The following is a 16,457-nucleotide window of genomic DNA, read 5'->3' as shown; positions in this document are numbered from 1 at the left end:
TATCGCCAGCATGGCTGCCCAGATTTTGGTGCGAGCGAAGCTGAGCAATCCGTGAGACCGGTGTATGGTAAGGCGCGTGCGACGCCTCACCATTTTTCCGTGCTTGCCGTTCTGCTGCCCTTCGCGACAGCCGGCGGCGCGCGCGGCGAGACGCTCGACCTCTCCCCCGCCGCGGCCAGCGCCTGCCCGGCGCGCGCGACGCCGACCGGCGGCGCAGAGGTCGTCAACCTGTACGCGACCCTCGCGCCGCAGGACGCGTCCGTCACCGCAGCGGACGGCGCGCCGCCGCCGGCCGAGGGCTATGCGCACGCGGCCGAGCGGATGACGGAGGACGCCGAGTCCTTGGACGAGCTCCTCGCGACCGGAGACCGTGCCGCCGCGGACGGTGTCGCACAAGGACTGATGCACGGCCTCGTGGCGTCCGGGGCGGTTCCGACCGCCGGCGCGCTCTGCTTCGAGTCGCCGGTCGCGTGCGGCGTGCTCATCGTCGGGACGGCGGCCGTGTTCTACATCTTCGGACCGAAGCCGATGAGCGTCACCGTCGACGGCGGCGACAGCGACGGCCTCGCGATCTCGGACGCGTGGTGGCAGTACAACACCAACGATCAGCACATCTTCGATTGGACGCGCGGCCCGTTCGTCGGCGCCGGCGAGTGGTACATGGTGTACTCGACGGGCGGCGGGAACTGGTCCTGGATGCATCACGGCAGCCCGGACAACTGCAACTTTGGGCCACCCGCCCCGCGGTCCGTGATCGTCCGCGACGGGCTCGGGAACATCTGCGTCGCGGACCTGCCGATCCAGGCCTACGTGCGCACCGACGAGATGATGACCACCGCGCGCCATCCTCCCAAGCACGTCGACTCGCCCCCGCCGGGCTCGACGTCGGTGAACCCGCCGCCGACGCCCTCGCGCTCGACGATGGCCGACGCTGCCGCTGACGCGTTGAACGGAAATCCCACACTCGCCGCGTGGATCAACTACGAGCTCGGAGTGCCAGGGGCCGAGGACCCGATCACCGGCAAGGTCATCGTGCCGAACTGCGACGGCCTGACCTGGGTCCAGTGCCGTGACCAGATGACGGGGTTCGGCTTCGCCACCCCGGTCCGGATCGAGATCGCCGACGAAGCGACGGCGCTGGCCCCTGACGTGAGCGCCGGACGGGTAGCACTGGTCGAAGGCGAGAAGACCGGCCGCGATCCCGACGACGTCCTCGGCGTCACGGTCATGCCCGAGACGCTGATGTCGCCCCGCACCCACCCGATCCCCGATGTCGACACCCTGGTCGAGACGGAAGCCGAGATCACCACCGAGGACTCGGGAGTGTGCGACCTGTCGAGCGCCCTGCCGGCCACCGGCCCGGTCTCCGATGCGACGACCTTCGATTCGTACCCGAGTCTGTTGGGCGCTCCCGTCACCTATCCGGTCGACACGTCGAGCGCCCTCCTCCTGCCCGGCTCGACCGAAGCCCGTGCCGACGAGACCGTGCTGCGCGTCGGGGCCGTCCGCGCCAACAGCTCAGGCTTCGGGTGGCGGCACGTCGTCGCCAGACACGGATGGACGGCCAAGGACGAGGTCCTGACCCGGCTGACCCTCGCCTCCCAGCACCACGCGATCGATCGCGTGTCCACGAACCAGGGCTTCCTGGACACGTACTATGCGGACGTCGCGTCAGGAGCTTGGTACTACCACCGCACCCCGACCCGCATCATCACCTGCGCGCGTCGTGTCGTCGTGAAGCCCGATCGCCTCGTCTCCAACTCCTGGGGCTCGGTCCCCCAGCCCGTCGATGGCGTCCTGCCCAGTCAGACAGGGGTCTGGACGTCATACGGCAAGGCGATCGGCGAAGGCGTGCTGCCGTGAGCCCCGAAGGTGGCGTCGTACCGCACGACCTGACCTCCGGCGACTGGATCGTCTTCACGATCGCAGGACAGGACGCGGGAGGGCGCTACGACGGGTTGAGCGTGGACGCCGACGGACGGATCTGCATGGACTACCTCGCAGGAGCCGACGCGTCGGTCCCGCGATCCCTGTACCTGGCGGACGCCGACCGGCTGGAGGTCATCGACGAGACGCGGGCGCGGGCGCTTTCTGTGCTGGACGAGTCCGCGCGGCCGATTCGCAGCCTGACACCGCAGGACGAGGTCACGCTGACGGTCCATGGACCAAGCGGCGCGGACGCCGGGGTTGGCGGGGACCAGACGTCCATGACGGTGTACCAGGACGGCCTCGTGTGCTTCGAGTACCGGCTCGACGTCGACGAGGGCTTCGGCATGTCGAGCTACGTCGGCTGGATCACGGAGATCACGCTCGACGGGCCGGTCTCTGCCGACCGTCGCTAGTCGTGCGAGTGGCCGTGGCCGCCGTGCTCGTCGTCGTGCGAGTGGCCGTGGCCGTGGTCGTCGGGCTCGCCGGTGATGGACTCGAGCAGCGACATGGCGGCGAGCTGGGCCGGGGTGCCGGCGATGGAGCCGTCCTGCATCTCCTCGAGCTGGGGCGAGAAGGTGACGTGGACGTTGACCTCTTCGCCGCCGGAGTCCTCCAGGACGATGACCGCGCGGCCGGCGCCCTGGACCTGCTCGGCGCCGGTGAGGGCGCCGCGGGCGGCGGAGAGGACCTCGACGGCGAGCTCGCGCCAGTGGTTGGCCGCCTCGACCTGCTCCTCGGGCGCCATCGCGGCGAGGTGGTGCTGATTGCGACCCGCGAGGGCGGACACCCCGGCCTCGACGGCGCGGGTGCCGAGCAGCGCGTCGGCGTCGATGGAGGCGGGGCCGTCTTGGGCGGACATGGCAACCATGGTCGCAGATGGACATGAAGAAGGCCCGGGCGCCTCGCGGCGGCCCGGGCCTCTTTCGGCTTCCCCCCGGAAGCACACAGCCCGGTGGTCGGCCACGGAGATCTGCTCAGCAGCTGTGGTGACCGAGCGCGGACGTCGTCAGCTCGCAAAGACCGCGCGGACGCCGCGCGGATGGCGATCCGGCGCCAGCAGCGCGAGCGCGCGGCGGCTGTCCAGCGGGCAGTGGCGGGGACGGTCCGGCGGCGCCGGACGGCTGCGAAGCGCCGCAGGGTCGAGGCCGGCGGCGACGACGACCAGCTCGGCGAGCTGAAGGCGGCTGACCGCGTCAGGGCCGCCGAGATGCACGACCCCGCGCGCATCGGTCTCCGCGAGCGCGAGCAGGGCGCGCGCGAGGTCGTCGACCTGGATCGCCGACCGGATCTCGTCGGTAAAGAACTGCACGTCCTGCTCGCCGCGGGCCGCGGCCAACGCGAGGCGCTCGTGCGGCGAGGGCGCGTGGCCCGGGCCGCCGACGATCAGCGAGGTGCGCACGAGCAGCGCGCCGGGGTCGGCGGCCAGCACGAGACGCTCGGCGGCCGCCTTCGTCGCGCCGTACTCGGTCACGGGGCGAACGGGATCGTCCTCGCGCAGCGCGCGGTCGCCGTCGCCCGGGAAGACGACGTCGCTGGAGAGGTGCACGAGCCGCGCCCCCACCGCCTGCGCGGCGCGCGCCACGTTGCCCGCGCCGTCAGCGTTGATCGCCGCCGCCTCCGGCCCGTGCTGGCGGTAGGCGGTGTGGATGACGACGGCGGGCGCGGCGTCGGCGAAGGCGACGCTCAACGCGGCGAGGTCGCGCACGTCGGTCGCTGAGGTCAGACCGACCGCCCCTGGCCCGGCGGCGGCCATGAGCGCGCTCCCGAGGAACCCCGAGGCGCCGGTGATCAGGAGGCCGCTCACGCGCGCCCTACGATACGTCTGTGCCCCGCGGAACCGTCGCGTCCCTCCACCGCTGGCCGGTGAAGTCGCTGGCGGGCGAGGACGCCGACGCGCTGCGGCTCGACGCGCGCGGCATCGCGGGTGACCGCGCACACGCGTTGTACGACACCTTCAAGGACGCGCCGCGGCAGCTCACGGTCCGCCAGGCGCCCGGCATGCTCCGCTGGCACGCGCGCTACGACGGCCTCCCCGGCGACGCGCTAGACCCGGACGCCGTGCCGCTGCCGATCGTGACCGCACCAGACGGCGCGACCTACTCCTGGGACGATCCCGCGCTCGCGACCGCGATGAGCGACGACCTCGGCCGCGCCATCACCCTGCGCCGCGACGAGGCCCTCATGCAGGACCTCAACGACTCGGTCCTGGTCACGACCCAGGCGACGCTCGACGCGGTGAGCCAGGTCCTTGGCCCACTCGACCTCCGCCGGTTCCGCACCAACATCCACGTCGTGCTCGACGACGCGCCCGCCTACGTGGAGAACGAGTGGGAAGGCCGTCAACTTCAAGTCGGCGACGTCACGCTCGACCTCCTGCACCCGTGCATCCGCTGCGTCATCCCCACCCGCGACCCGGACACCACGACCAAGGACCCCAACATCCTCAAGTGGCTCACCCGCCACCACGACGGGTACTTCGGGATCAACGCGCGGTTGAGCTCAGGGACCGGCCGGATCGCCGTCGGCGACGCCGTCCTGCTGCGCTGACCACACGCCACGGGTGAACAACCCCAACATGGTCGCGAAGAGGTCGTCGGGCACGTTCTCGTGCTCGACCAGCCGCTCGAACCCGACCCCGTTGGCCATCGCGAAGAACATCATCGCCAGCTCCTCCAGCGGCACCGGCGGCTCGATCCCCTCGGCCTCTACCCGCGCGCGCAGCAGCTCGACCATCGACGCCCGCATCTGCGCGTAGGACGCCTGCAGCTTCTCGCGGAACGCCTCGTGGCGCGACGCGTGCAGCGCCGCCTCCACGAACAGCCGCCCCCAGTCCGGGTCGCCGCTGATGGCCGCCAGGAAGTCGCGGCCCGCCGCGCGCGCCTGCTCCTCCGCCGGCGCGTCGGTGCTCAGCACGGCTCCCAGGTCGTCCAGCCGCTGGGCGAACTTGCGGTCGAGCATCTCCAGGAAGAGCTCCTCCTTGGAGCCGAAGTTCGCGTACACCGCGCCCTTCGTGAAGCCCGCGTCGGCCGCGACCTCGTCCACCGACGCCTGCGCCAGCCCGCGCCGCGCGAACACGCGGGCCGCCGCTTCCAGCAGGCAGGTCCGCGTGTGCTCCTGGCGTTGCTTGCGCGTCAGGCGTTCGGTCACGTGGCGATGATCTCAGCCCCGCGCCCCGGAACGAGCGTGATGACCCTCCGGCCGACCTTCTCGCTCTCCGGCCGCGCCGGCGCGAGCCGCACGTTGCGCACGACCTCGGCCAGCACCGCGCGCATCTCGGTCTCGGCGAACGCCGCGCCCAGACAGCGGCGCACGCCACCGCCGAACGGCAGGAAGGTGTAGGGGTTGGGACGCGTGCCGAGCCAGCGCTCGGGCCGGAACGCGGCCGCCTCCGGGTAGATGTCCTCGCGGCGGTGCACGAGGTGGATCGACGGCGCGACGCGCGCACCCGCCGGGAGGTCCCAGCCGCCGATCGTCTGCGGCTCAGACAGCTTGCGCCCGACGAACGGGATCACCGGCCGCAGGCGCAGCGTCTCGCGGATCACGCCGTCGACGTACTCGTCGCCCTCGTCGGCGCGGACCTCGTCGGTCAGCCGCTCCAACATCGCCGGGTGGCGCACGAGCCGCTCCAGCGCCCAGGCCAGCGCGGTCGCCGTCGTCTCGTGGCCGGCGACCAGCAGCGTGACCAGCTCGTCGCGCAGCTCGACGGCATCCATCGGCGAGCCGTCCTCGTGGCGCGCCAGCAGCAGCATCGAGAGGACGTCGTCGCGATCCTCGAGGTCGTCGTGCGTGCGGCGGTCGGCGATGATCGCCGCGATCGTCTCGTCGACCGGGTCGAGCACCGGCCCGAAGATCCGCCGCTTGTCGGCCCGCTCGGGGCCGAGAACCAACAGCTTGCGCAGCTGCTTGGTGGAGACCGTCGACTCCAGCAGCGTCCGCAGGCGCCCGCGCAGCTCGGCCAGCCGCGGGTCACCCTCGTCGACGCCGAAAACGATCCGCATGATCACTTCCAGCGTGACCTTCTGCATGTGCGGGTGGGCCTGGAACGGCACGCCGCGCGGCCACTGCGCGATCTCCTGGGCCGCGATCTCGCGCATGAGGTCGACGTGGCGGCGCATCTTCTCGCCGTGAAACGGCGGCAGCAGCAGTTTGCGCTGGCTCATGTGCGCGGCGCCATCGAGCAGGAGCACCGACTTGTGCCCCAGGAACGGCAGCAAGATGATGTTGCTGACGCCGGCGTGGAAGACCGACGGGTCGCCGGTGAAGACCTGCTTGACGTCGGCGGGATCGCTGAGCACGACGAACGTGTCGCGCGCGATGTGCATCGTGAACGTGTCGCCGTAGTTCGCGCGGGCGCGCTCGACGAACTGGAACGGCCGGCTCAGCCAGCCGATCGTCTGCATGGCCCGCGGCATCCGCGGGCCGGGCGGCAGGGGCGCGCGCTTGGCGACGCGCGGCAGGGGTGCGGTCGAGGCCTCCATGAGATACCGGAGGGTATTCGGATACTGACCGGGATGTCAATAGCGACGCCGGAGCGCCGCTAGCCAGGTTTCGGATCCGGCACGAACTCGCTGAGCACTTCAACGACGCGATGCCAGTCAGCCCTCAGCGCGCGGTAGACGCGACGCACCGTGTTCTCCCCCACACCCGCGGGCTCGACGCGCACGAGCTCGATCAAGCCGGCGCGGTGCAGCGCCCTAACGGCGTAGACGACGGTGTCGAGCGGAACGTCCAGACGTTCGGCGAGCTGCGACGGGCTGAGGTGCTCATCGGCGAGCGCCAGGAGGATGGGCAGCCGAATGGGATGGCGGATCTCCGCCAACAGCGACCCCAAACGCTCCCCGGCACGATGGTCCACGAACCGGCGACATTAGGGGAGCGGAGGGCATCGGTGGCGTTACGGCACCGGAACGCGCTGCGGCACGCTTTTCAGATACAGACGTCCCGGTTTGCACACGACACCGTATTCGATTACGGTGTGCTTCATGCGCTGGGACCATCGACCCTTCGCATTCGCCGCGTGGCTGTTGTGAAAGCAGCGTCGCACGGCGACTCTTCCGCAGGTGTCGGCGTTCTGGATTCGTCCAGGGCGCCGGCGCCACTTAACGGGTAAAGAGCCATGGCTAAGCACCTGAACGCCCGCTGGACGTTCAGGCACGTTGCCGCTCGTCTCAGACGGCCGAAACCGGCCGCGGCCCGGGTCCGACGTACTTCGCCGTCGGCCGAATCAGGCGCGCTTCGCGCTTCTGCTCGAGGATGTGCGCCGACCAGCCGGCGACCCGCGCGCACGTGAACATCGACGTGAACAGCTCCGGCGGGACCCGCGCGGTGTCGAGCACCACGGCCGACCAGAACTCGACGTTCGTCGCCAGGACGCGGTCCGGGCGACGTGCCTTCAGCTCGGCCAGCGCGGCCTGCTCCAGCGCCTCGGCGACCTCGAAGCGCTCCGACCCGATCTCCTTTGCGGTCCGTCGCAGGACACGCGCCCGCGGATCCTCGGCGCGGTAGACGCGGTGGCCGAAGCCCATCAGGCGCTCGCCGCGGTCCAGCGCGTCCTTGACCCACTTGTCGGCGTCGCCGAGCTGCGCGACCTCGTCGAGCATCTTCAGCACGCGCGACGGCGCGCCGCCGTGCAGCGGGCCGCTCAGCGCGCCGATCGCGCTCGACAGCGAAGCGGCGACGTCGGCGCCGGTCGACGCGACCACGCGCGCGGTGAACGTCGAGGCGTTCATGCCGTGCTCGGCCGCCGAGATCCAGTAGGCGTCGATCGCCTTCGCATGATCCGGGTGCGCCTCGCCGCGCCAGCGGATCAAGAAGCGCTCGGCCAGCGTGCCGCCCTCGTCGATCGTGGCCTGCGGCACCCACGGCTTGCCGAGGCCGCGGGCGGACTGGGCGACGAAGCTCAGCGCCATGACCGACGCGCGCGCCAGGTCGTTGCGCGCCTGCTCGTCGGTGATGTCGATCAGCTGTTGCAGACCCCACTCGGGCGCCAGCGCGGCGATCGCGGCCTGGACGTCGACGCGCGGGTCGCCGCTGCGGATGGTCAGCGGGTGCTGCTCGGCGGGCGCAAGGCCCGGGGCGAAGGACCCGTCGACGAGCAGGCCCCAGACCTTCTCGTAGGGGACTTCACCGACGAGGTCCTCGATGTCGACGCCGCGGTAGCGCAGCGCGCCGCCTTCCTTGTCGGGCTCCGCGATCTCGGTCGCGAAGGCGACGACGCCCTCCAGACCGGACTGGACCCCTTCGATCACGTTGGTCATGTCGCTCCTGTTGTTGTTGAAGTTGTTGCGGTCGCGCCCTCGCGTTGGCGCGCCCTGTGCCTACGGGCCTTGGCCTCGTTGCCGCACGTGCGCATCGAGCACCAGCGGCGCACACCGGCCGGCGAGCGGTCGAAGAACCGCCCCGAGCAGGTCTCCGACGCGCAGATCCGGATCCGGCCGCGCTGCTCGGGCGTGCCGAGCATTTGCGCGGCATCCAGGGCGACCATGCCCAGCGCGCGGCGCGGCGAGTCGGCCGCGGCGCGCTCGGTCAGGTGCGGGACGCCGCCGGGGCCGACGACCAGCTGCGGGCGTGCCCCCGCGAAGACCAGCCAGTCGTCGATCAGCGTGATCGCTTCGGCCGGCGCGGGGTCGCCGGCGATCGCGGCGACGACGAGCGCGTCGATTGCCTCGCGCAGGTCGCGCGCCTGGCCCAGGACCTTGGCGGTGACGAGCGCGTCGGCGTCGGACGCCATCACGCCGGCGCCCACGAGCCAGTTGGCCAGGTCGCGCGGGGTGACGAGCGTCTCGACGTTACGCCGCCAGCGCTCGCGGTGGGTGTTGACGAAGTCGACCGCGGGGCGACCGCCGCTCCAATACCACCACGGCTCGCCGCTGGTCAGCGGGAGGACGAGGTCGTCAGGGAGGTCGCGGTCGGGCATGAGCGGGCGGCGTGAGCTTCGCTCATGTAACCACATAACTTGTGATCAAGGGGTTACGCGCAGGTGGGCGCGATGGACGCGTCGGAGTAGGGTCCGCGCATGTCCACCGCCGCCGGCGCCGATCTCCTGTTCCGTCCTGTCCACGAGCTCGCCGGGTCCGTCCGGTCGGGCGAGCTGTCCGCCCGCGAGCTGGTCCAGGCCTCCCTGGATCGGATCGCCGAGCTGAACCCGACGCTCAACGCGTTCGTCGACGTGTTCGCCGAGGAGGCGCTCGCGGAGGCCGACGGGATCGGGCCGGACGACCCGCGGCCGTTCGCGGGCGTTCCTATTGCCATCAAGAACAACCGCGCGGTCGCCGGCAAGCGCCTGACGTTCGCCTCCAACTTCGTCGGGGATTTCGTCGCGCCCTACGACCACAACGTGGTCGCGCGACTCAAGCGCGCCGGCTTCGTGATCGTCGGGACCACGACGCTGCCCGAGTGGGGCATCCTGCCGACGACCGAGACCGCGCGCTTCGGGCCGACCAGGAACCCCTGGGACCAGTCGCGCACGCCGGGCGGGTCGAGCGGCGGTTCAGGCGCGGCGGTCGCGTCCGGGATGGTCCCGATCGCCCACGCCAACGACGGCGGCGGGTCGACGCGCATCCCGGCCGCGTGCAACGGCCTGGTCGGCTTGAAGCCCCAGCGCGGGCGGATCTCGCTGGCGCCCGAGGTCGGACACATGCTGCTCGTGCAAGACGGCGTGCTGACGCGCACGGTGCGCGAGACGGCCGAGCTGCTGGACCTCCTGGCCGGCTATGAGCTGGGCGACATGACGTGGGCGCCGCCGCCGGCCGAGTCCTTCGCGACCGCCGCGGGCCGCGAGCCCGGCAAGCTCCGGATCGCGATGAGCGCGCTCTCGCCGGTTCCGGACGCGCCCGTGGATCCCGTCTGCGTGCAGGCGATGCAGGACGCCGGCGCGCTGTTGGAGTCGCTCGGGCACGAGGTCGTCGAGGCTGACCCGCCGTGGTCGCGACCGGAGCTGTCGGCGGTCTTCACCGCGTCCTTCGGGCCCGCGGTCTGCACGCAGATCAAGCTCGCCGAGATGATCGCGGGCCGCGAGGCGACGGCCGACGACATGGAGCCGCTGTCCTGGGCGCTCTTCCAGCTGTGCAAGTCCATCAACTCGATCGACGCCCTCGCCGCTGAGCTTCAGCTGCACGGCGTCGGGCGCGAGCTGGTGACCTGGATCTCCCAGTACGACGTCCTGCTGACGCCGGCGCTCGCCGAGGCGCCGGTGACGCTCGGCACGCTCGATCCGCTCAACGCCGACGACCCGATGGGCGCCTTCACGCGCTCCGCGGCCTTCACGCCGTTCACGCCGCCACTGAACATCTCCGGCGCGCCGGCGATCTCGCTGCCGCTCTACCAGCGCGAGGACGGCCTTCCGCTCGGCGTCCAGCTGATCGGCCAGCCCGCGGGCGAGGGCGCGCTCCTGGCGCTCGCCGCGCAGCTCGAGGCGGCCCACCCCTGGTCGGAGCGGCGCCCGACGCTCTAGCGCCGCGAGGCGCTAGCCCTCGTTGTCCTGCGCGTCCTCGCCGCTGACCGGCTCGCACTGCGGGAGCGGCTGACCTGGGCCGGTGCCGGGCTTGCAGTCGGGGTCCTGGTCGGCGTTAGAGCCGCCGGAGGAGCCCGAACCCGAGCCCGACGTCGTCGTGCGTCCGTTGTCTTCCGGCGCGGCCTGGCCGCCCGGGTCGTCGGGCGCGGTCGACGGTGAGCCGCCGGGGACGGTGGAGGTCGTCTTGGAGGTACCGGTCACCGTGGAGGACGTGGTCGAGGAGCCGCTCGATCCCGAGCCCGTGGTCGTCGGCGCGGGCAGCGTCTGGACGTCGCCGGCCGTGACCGTCTCGGAGTCGGTCTCGCTCGGCACGGTCACCGCGCTGCCGTCGGCCGCCGTCGTGACCTCGGTCGGGACCGTGTCGTCGGAGGTGTTCTCGGAGTCGCCGCCGCAGCCGGCCAGCAGCCCACCCCCGGCGCCCAGCGCGCAGACGGCCAGCAGCGCCGCAGCGCGCGTCTTGGTGATGTCGAACGTCGAGGGCATTCCCCTACACCGGTAGCAGGTCGAGCACTTCGGCCATCGAACTCGGCGACACACCCAGAAGTTGCGCATCTGCCGTTCCGCGGGGCGTGACCATCGAGACCTCCATCAGCTCGGCCTCGTCCCAGGTCGCGGGCGCCTTGGACTTCAGGATCGCCTCGGTGGCGCGCAGCGCGCGGGAGACGATCGGCGTCGGGACGTGGACAAGGCGGCGCGGATGGCCGGCGGCGACCAGCAGGCGCCGCGTGATCTCGGTGTAGTCGACCTCCTCGGGCCCGGCGAGCTCGTAGCGGGGCTGGAGCGCCTCGCCCTCGGCCCCCAGGAGCGCGATCACGGCGTCGGCGACGTCGTCGGCCCAGATCGGCTGGTAGCGCGCCCGTCCGCGGCCGCTGACGGCGACGACGGGCGCCAACGCCGCCATCCGGCTCAGCAGCGTCATGAAGACGTCACCGGGCGCGTAGACGATCGACGGCGCGACGACGACCGGCTCGGAGATCGCGCTCTCGGTCACGGCCTGCTCGGCCAGCGCCTTGGCGCGCAGGAAGCGCGTGCGGTCATGGGCGCTCGCGCCAAGTGCGCTGAAGAACACGAACCGCGTGACGCCTGCCGCCTCGGCGGCCTGCACCATCCGCCATGTTGCGATCCCGTTGAGCTCCTCGATCGAGCCGCGCGGCTGGTCGCGGATCGCCGCCGCGAGGTGCACGACGGTCGTCACCCCGCGCAGCGCATTGCGAAACGACGGCGGGTCGGCGAGGTCGCCGAGCGCGATCTGCACGCGGACGCGCTCGGCGCCCAGGCGCCGTGGATCGCGGACCAGGCAGCGGACGGGGACGCGCGCGGCCGTGAGGCGGCGCAGCACCGCGGAGCCGACGAGGCCGGTGGCGCCGGTGAGCAGCAGCATGCGCCCCTCAGACTACGGGCGCAGCTAACGGATGAGCAGCACCAGCGCGCAGACCGCGATCGCAGACAGGTCCGCGACCAGCCACACGACCCGGGTCGGGACGCGGGCGATGGTCCGGCGCGCACGTCTGCCGGAGGAAACTTGTTCTGTAAGGGGTGGCGTGGACATGCACGGAACCTGCTGGACGACACCCTCAGCCACCGTCCAGCTTGCCCGGATCCACCAGCGATCGATCCGGCCGCCACGTATTGCATGACTTCAGGGCAGAAGGCCCCCAGAAACCCGCAGTTGGAGTGCGTGAACCACCACGCGGCCCGGCTTTGGCAGAATGCCGCGTCCAACCCCCGTCTGAACCAGTACGAGGATCCCCCTTATGGCCTATGTGATCGCCGAGCCCTGCGTCAACACCAAGGACAACTCCTGCGTCGAGGTGTGCCCGGTCGACTGCATCCACCCGACCCCGGACGAGCCCGACTACGACAAGGTCGATCAGCTCTACATCGATCCGGAGGAGTGCATCGACTGCGACGCCTGCGTCGAGGCGTGCCCGGTCGACGCCTGCTTCGCCGAAGACCAGGTCCCGGACGAGTGGTCGAAGTTCGTGCAGATCAACGCGGACTACTTCAAGAAGTAGGCCCGCCCCACAGCGCCCGCGCCGCCGCTTGATCGCGGCGGCGCGATGGTGAACCTGCGCTAGCTAGCCCGCCATCGGGAGCGACAACCCGCTGGGCTTCGGCGGGATGACCTCCAGCGGCGACGCCGTGCTCGGCGCCGGCGCGACAGCCGCCGCCATCATCGGCAGCTCGACCGGCATCAGCGCGATCAGGCCGCGGGCGGCCTGGCGGATCGCCTGCGCGGCGGCATCGTCGGGATCGGTGCCGACCAGCGGCGCGCCGGCGTCGGCCTGCTCGCGCAGCGGCATCGTCAGCGGGACCTTGCCGAGCAGCGGGACGTCGAGCTCGTCGGCCAGCTCCTGGCCGCCGCCCTCGCCGAAGATCTGGAAGCGCTCGCCGCCCGGCGTCGTGAAGCCGGACATGTTCTCGATCACGCCCGCGATGTCGAGCGAGACCTTGTGGGCCATCTCGGCGGCGCGGCGCGCGACCTTCTGCGCGGTCGGCTGCGGCGTGGTGACGAGCAGGAACTTCGCGTCCGGCAGCAGCTGAGCCAACGTCATCGAGACGTCGCCGGTGCCCGGCGGCAGGTCGACGAGCAGGAAGTCCAGCTCGCCCCAGTCGACGTCCTCCAGGAACTGCGTCAAGGCCTTGTGGAGCATCGGGCCGCGCCAGACGACCGCCGAGTCCTCGGCAACGAAGAAGCCGATCGACATGATCTTCACGCCGTGGGACTCCAGCGGGATGATCTTGCGCTCCGGCGACACCGGCGGGCGGTCGCCGCCAAGGCCGAACATGCGCGGGATCGAGTAGCCCCAGACGTCGGCGTCGAGGATGCCAACCTTCTTGCCGTCAGCGGCGAGCGCCGCGGCGAGGTTGGCGGTCAGCGTCGACTTGCCGACGCCGCCCTTGCCGGATCCGACGCAGACGACGTTGGAGACCTGCGCGAGCGCGCCGGTCGGCAGCGTGCCGCCGCGGCCGAGCTTCTGCTGAAGCGCGCCCTTCTCCTGCTCGGAGAGGACGTCGAACTCGACGGACACCTGCGCGACGCCCAGGCCCTTGATGGCCTTGGCGACGGCGGTCTGGAAGTGGTTGCGGATCGGGCAGCCGGCGGTGGTGAGCGAGACGATGACGGCGACGCTGCCGTCAGCGGCGATCTCGACCGAGCGCACCATCCCCAGCTCCACGATGTTCTCGCGCAGCTCGGGATCGATCACGGCGGTCAGCGACTGGAGGATCTCGTCGCGGGAGGGGGAGGCCATGTGCTCCATTGTCGCAAAGTCAAACGCGCACCTTCGCCCTGAGACGACGAAGGGCCACCCGTTGCCGGATGACCCTTCGCCAGGGGAGGAGATATGGCCAGGCCAGGTCGCCTAGGCGACGGAGGCGATGCGCTCCTGGACCGTCGTGGCGGCCTTCTGGGCGCCCGTGAGGCCGGTCTGGACCAGGTTCTCGACGCGCGCCGTGACGAGGTCGGCCTGGGAGGTGATCGGCTTCAGCTGCTTGGTGGCGTCGGTGCGCAGGGACTTGACGTCCTTCTCGACGCGGGTGCGGGCCTTCTTGGCGTCGCGCTCGATGCGCTTGACCTCGGTCGAGCCACGGCGCTCGAAGCGCTTGAGCTCGGCCTCGAGGCGCTTGCGCTGGACCTGCAGCTCCTTCTCGACCGTGTCGCGCGAGATGCCGCGGACGGAGGAGAGGGTCTCGGTGATCGCGTCACGGGCGACGAGGGCGGCGCCGACCTGCACGTGCGCGGCGCGCTCGGCGTACTCGGTGACGACGTCGACGCGCGTCTTGGCGGCCTCGGCCTCGGCGGCGGCCGTGCGCTTGGCGGAGGCGGCCGTCGTCTTGCGCGCGGCGGCGCCCTGGTTGGCGGCGCGCGTGGCAGCAGCCTTCTTGGCGGTCGTCGAACGCTTGGTGGCGTTGGCCTTGCGGGTCGTGGCGGAGGTGTTGGTCGTCGGCATGCGGGGCTCCTCGGTATCTAAGGAAGTTAGTTCTAAGTCGTTGTTCGCCTCCAGCGTATCCGGCGAACACATGTTTGTAAACCCGTCCGTACGACGGGTTACAGTGCGAACGCCGGTTCGAGATGCGAAACGGTCGGTAGCGAACGACGCGTCGGGCGCCGTTAGGCCGCGCGGGGCGTGGTCCGCGCCAGGTACGCGGCCGGGAGCGCGAGCTCGCCGGAGGTCGGCGCGAGCTCCTCGGCCGCCCAGACCTCGGTTAGGCCCGCGTCGCCCCGCGCCGCCACGACGGCGTCGCAGAACACGCGGCCCTGCTGGTACTGCTTGAGCTTGAGGTCGAAGCCGAGCAGCTTGTCGATGATCCGAAGCAGCGGCGCGCGGCCCTCGCGGCGACGGTCCATCGCGGCGCGCAGCGCGTCGACGTCCTTGAGGACCTCGTCGCCCGCGCGGTCCATCGCCCACTCCGCGTGGCCTTCGACCAGGCCCATCGTGCCCTGCACGCGGTCGAGGACCGCCTTGCGCTCGGCGCCCATGACCACCCCGACCAGCCCGCCCTCGCGGACCGAGTCGGCCAGCGCCTTGAGGTCGTCCAGCCGCACGTCGAGCAGCTTGCGCGGGTCGAGCTTGACGTCCATCGCGCCGAGCAGCTCCTTCAGCGCGGCGCCCAGCCGCGGCTGCAGCCAGTCGACCGCGCCGAACTGCACCGCGTGCGTGACCTCGTGCAGCGTCACCCAGGTGACCAGCTCGTCGCGATCGGCGCCCAGCTCGCCCGCGGCCCGATCGAGGTTCGGCCCGACCAGCAGGAGCCGCGGCGGCGCCTCGGGGTCGACCAGCGACAGCTCGTACTGACCCAGGACGCGCCGGGAGAAGAACCCGAGCAGCGCGCCCAGCTCGGCGGCGGCCACCGAACCGCCTGCGTTCTGGAGCGCGCCGAGCGGCCCGTCCTTCGGCACGCCATCGGTCGCCTCCTCGAGCACCGGCCCGAGCGTCGCGCGCATCGTCTTGAGGTTCGCGTCGATCCACGCGCCGCGTCCGACCCACTCGGCCGGCGGCAGCTCGGCGCGCGGCTGCAGGCCGGTCGCCGCGACGATCTGCCCGCGGGCGGCGTCGGCGATCTGCGCCAGGCCGTCCGGCACCGTGCTGGCCGGATCGTCCTTAGCCGCGCTGCGGGCGATCCGCGCTGCGAGCTCCCAGTCGACTTGCATGAGCTAGAAGACCGCCGGGAGCTGCTCGAGCGCGGCCAAGGACTCCGCTGTCCGCGCGGCGACCACCGGGTGGTGCGGCTCCAGATCCAGCGGCGCGCCCAGCGGCCCGCCCGGCGCGCCCAAGAAGGCGACGTGCCCGCCGGACTCACGCACGATCAGCTGTGCAGCGGCCGCGTCAACCGCCCGTGTGCGGGCCAGCGACGCCATCGCGTCCACACGCGTCGCCGCGACCTGGCACATCGAGACCGCGATCGACCCCATCGCGCGGATCCGGCGCGTCGCGGCGACGAGGTCGTCGGAGGCCTTCGCCAGCCAGCGCGGGTCCGCGGACTCGACCGCGATCAGCTCCAGGCGACCGTCAGGCGTGCGGCGCTCGGGCGGCGGGTTGTCGATCAGGCGGTCGTTGAGGTAGGCGCCGCCGCCGAGCGTCGCGCGCCACTCCTCGCCGGGCCCGAGGTCGTAGACGAAGCCGAAGACGACGTCGGCCATGGTCGTGCCGGTGGCGACGGCGACCGACAGCGCGTGGTGCGGCAGCCCGCGCTTGGCGTTCAGCGAACCGTCGATTGGGTCGACGACGACGAGCAGGTCGGGCGAGCCGAAGTCGACGGTCCCGCGCTCCTCGGAGACGACCGTGAAGCGCGCGCCGTTGTCGTGCACGTGCTGCAGTGCGTCGAACACGCGCTCCTCAGCTTCAGCGTCGATGACGAGCGTCTTGTCGCCGCCTTCGCCGGTCTCACCGGTCTCGATCACGCGCTCCGTGCTGGTCGGATGCTCGCGCAGCACCGCCCGGAGCCCCTCGGCCGCCGCCCGGCACGCGCCGAGCCAGTCGTGGTCGAGAGCAGGGTGCGCGGTCATCAGGGC

General features: G+C 71.7%; 18 protein-coding genes. 5 read left to right on the top strand and 13 right to left on the bottom strand.

What is annotated here, in order from left to right:
• Window positions 1-99 precede the first annotated feature (99 nt).
• Window positions 100-1,863 carry a hypothetical protein gene (locus tag ACT01A_RS16865; RefSeq protein ID WP_445148251.1) on the top strand — a complete coding sequence of 588 codons (1,764 nt, stop codon included), beginning with the start codon at window positions 100-102 and terminating at the stop codon, window positions 1,861-1,863.
• Window positions 1,860-2,342: a hypothetical protein gene (locus ACT01A_RS16860; RefSeq protein ID WP_445148250.1), complete on the top strand. Its 483-nt coding sequence runs from the start codon at window positions 1,860-1,862 to the stop codon at window positions 2,340-2,342. The genes ACT01A_RS16865 and ACT01A_RS16860 overlap by 4 nt, the downstream gene beginning before the upstream one ends.
• Here the strand turns inward: ACT01A_RS16860 and ACT01A_RS16855 are convergent.
• Together ACT01A_RS16855 and ACT01A_RS16850 are read right to left on the bottom strand one after the other, a co-directional pair.
• Window positions 2,339-2,788, bottom strand: coding sequence for a hypothetical protein (locus ACT01A_RS16855; protein WP_445148249.1), 450 nt, complete (start codon window positions 2,786-2,788; stop codon window positions 2,339-2,341). The two genes, ACT01A_RS16860 and ACT01A_RS16855, sit on opposite strands and share 4 nt — an antisense overlap.
• Window positions 2,789-2,935: 147 nt before the next feature.
• The gene (locus tag ACT01A_RS16850; RefSeq protein WP_445148248.1) at window positions 2,936-3,733 is read right to left on the bottom strand and encodes an SDR family oxidoreductase; all 798 of its coding nucleotides are present in this window, start codon (window positions 3,731-3,733) and stop codon (window positions 2,936-2,938) included.
• A gap of 20 nt (window positions 3,734-3,753) precedes the next feature.
• Between ACT01A_RS16850 and ACT01A_RS16845 the strand changes: the two genes are divergently transcribed.
• Window positions 3,754-4,476, top strand: a complete 723-nt coding sequence (locus tag ACT01A_RS16845) for an MOSC domain-containing protein (RefSeq protein ID WP_445148247.1) — start codon at window positions 3,754-3,756, stop codon at window positions 4,474-4,476.
• Here the strand turns inward: ACT01A_RS16845 and ACT01A_RS16840 are convergent.
• The 5 genes from ACT01A_RS16840 to ACT01A_RS16820 all read right to left on the bottom strand — a co-directional run bounded on the left by ACT01A_RS16840 (window position 4,429) and on the right by ACT01A_RS16820 (window position 8,845).
• Window positions 4,429-5,076: a TetR/AcrR family transcriptional regulator gene (locus tag ACT01A_RS16840; RefSeq protein ID WP_445148246.1), complete on the bottom strand. Its 648-nt coding sequence runs from the start codon at window positions 5,074-5,076 to the stop codon at window positions 4,429-4,431. The two genes, ACT01A_RS16845 and ACT01A_RS16840, sit on opposite strands and share 48 nt — an antisense overlap.
• Window positions 5,073-6,407, bottom strand: a complete 1,335-nt coding sequence (locus tag ACT01A_RS16835) for a cytochrome P450 (RefSeq protein ID WP_445148245.1) — start codon at window positions 6,405-6,407, stop codon at window positions 5,073-5,075. The genes ACT01A_RS16840 and ACT01A_RS16835 overlap by 4 nt, the downstream gene beginning before the upstream one ends.
• Window positions 6,408-6,466: 59 nt before the next feature.
• The gene (locus tag ACT01A_RS16830) at window positions 6,467-6,784 is read right to left on the bottom strand and encodes a helix-turn-helix domain-containing protein (protein ID WP_445148244.1); all 318 of its coding nucleotides are present in this window, start codon (window positions 6,782-6,784) and stop codon (window positions 6,467-6,469) included.
• 313 nt (window positions 6,785-7,097) lie between these two features.
• The gene (locus ACT01A_RS16825) at window positions 7,098-8,186 is read right to left on the bottom strand and encodes a citrate synthase 2 (RefSeq protein ID WP_445148243.1); all 1,089 of its coding nucleotides are present in this window, start codon (window positions 8,184-8,186) and stop codon (window positions 7,098-7,100) included.
• The gene (locus ACT01A_RS16820; protein WP_445148242.1) at window positions 8,183-8,845 is read right to left on the bottom strand and encodes a CGNR zinc finger domain-containing protein; all 663 of its coding nucleotides are present in this window, start codon (window positions 8,843-8,845) and stop codon (window positions 8,183-8,185) included. Before ACT01A_RS16820 ends, ACT01A_RS16825 begins: the two co-directional genes overlap by 4 nt.
• A gap of 99 nt (window positions 8,846-8,944) precedes the next feature.
• Between ACT01A_RS16820 and ACT01A_RS16815 the strand changes: the two genes are divergently transcribed.
• Window positions 8,945-10,381 (top strand): amidase, encoded by a 1,437-nt coding sequence (locus ACT01A_RS16815; protein WP_445148241.1) that lies wholly within the window; start codon window positions 8,945-8,947, stop codon window positions 10,379-10,381.
• Window positions 10,382-10,393: 12 nt separating this feature from the next.
• On the opposite strand, the gene ACT01A_RS16810 is transcribed toward ACT01A_RS16815, so the two are convergent.
• Window positions 10,394-10,924, bottom strand: coding sequence for a hypothetical protein (locus tag ACT01A_RS16810; protein ID WP_445148240.1), 531 nt, complete (start codon window positions 10,922-10,924; stop codon window positions 10,394-10,396).
• Window positions 10,925-10,928: 4 nt separating this feature from the next.
• Window positions 10,929-11,822 (bottom strand): NAD-dependent epimerase/dehydratase family protein, encoded by an 894-nt coding sequence (locus ACT01A_RS16805; RefSeq protein ID WP_445148239.1) that lies wholly within the window; start codon window positions 11,820-11,822, stop codon window positions 10,929-10,931.
• Window positions 11,823-12,195: 373 nt separating this feature from the next.
• On the opposite strand from ACT01A_RS16805, the gene ACT01A_RS16800 reads away from it, so the two are divergent.
• Complete coding sequence (locus tag ACT01A_RS16800) at window positions 12,196-12,456, top strand: 4Fe-4S dicluster domain-containing protein (protein ID WP_445148238.1); 261 nt, start codon at window positions 12,196-12,198, stop codon at window positions 12,454-12,456.
• Window positions 12,457-12,519: 63 nt separating this feature from the next.
• Here ACT01A_RS16800 and ACT01A_RS16795 read toward each other — a convergent pair whose 3' ends face one another.
• The 4 genes from ACT01A_RS16795 to ACT01A_RS16780 all read right to left on the bottom strand — a co-directional run bounded on the left by ACT01A_RS16795 (window position 12,520) and on the right by ACT01A_RS16780 (window position 16,451).
• On the bottom strand, window positions 12,520-13,695 hold the full coding sequence (locus ACT01A_RS16795; protein ID WP_445148237.1) for an Mrp/NBP35 family ATP-binding protein: 1,176 nt from the start codon (window positions 13,693-13,695) through the stop codon (window positions 12,520-12,522).
• 111 nt (window positions 13,696-13,806) lie between these two features.
• A complete protein-coding gene (locus tag ACT01A_RS16790) occupies window positions 13,807-14,394 on the bottom strand; it encodes a hypothetical protein (RefSeq protein ID WP_445148236.1) in 588 nt (195 codons plus the stop codon).
• Window positions 14,395-14,555: 161 nt separating this feature from the next.
• Window positions 14,556-15,596 (bottom strand): zinc-dependent metalloprotease, encoded by a 1,041-nt coding sequence (locus ACT01A_RS16785; protein ID WP_445148235.1) that lies wholly within the window; start codon window positions 15,594-15,596, stop codon window positions 14,556-14,558.
• Between the two features lie 3 nt (window positions 15,597-15,599).
• Window positions 15,600-16,451 (bottom strand): inositol monophosphatase family protein, encoded by an 852-nt coding sequence (locus tag ACT01A_RS16780; RefSeq protein ID WP_445148234.1) that lies wholly within the window; start codon window positions 16,449-16,451, stop codon window positions 15,600-15,602.
• Window positions 16,452-16,457 lie beyond the last annotated feature (6 nt).

The sequence above is a fragment of the Baekduia sp. Peel2402 genome, from assembly GCF_052567285.1.
This window is presented reverse-complemented; position numbering and strand designations above follow the sequence as displayed.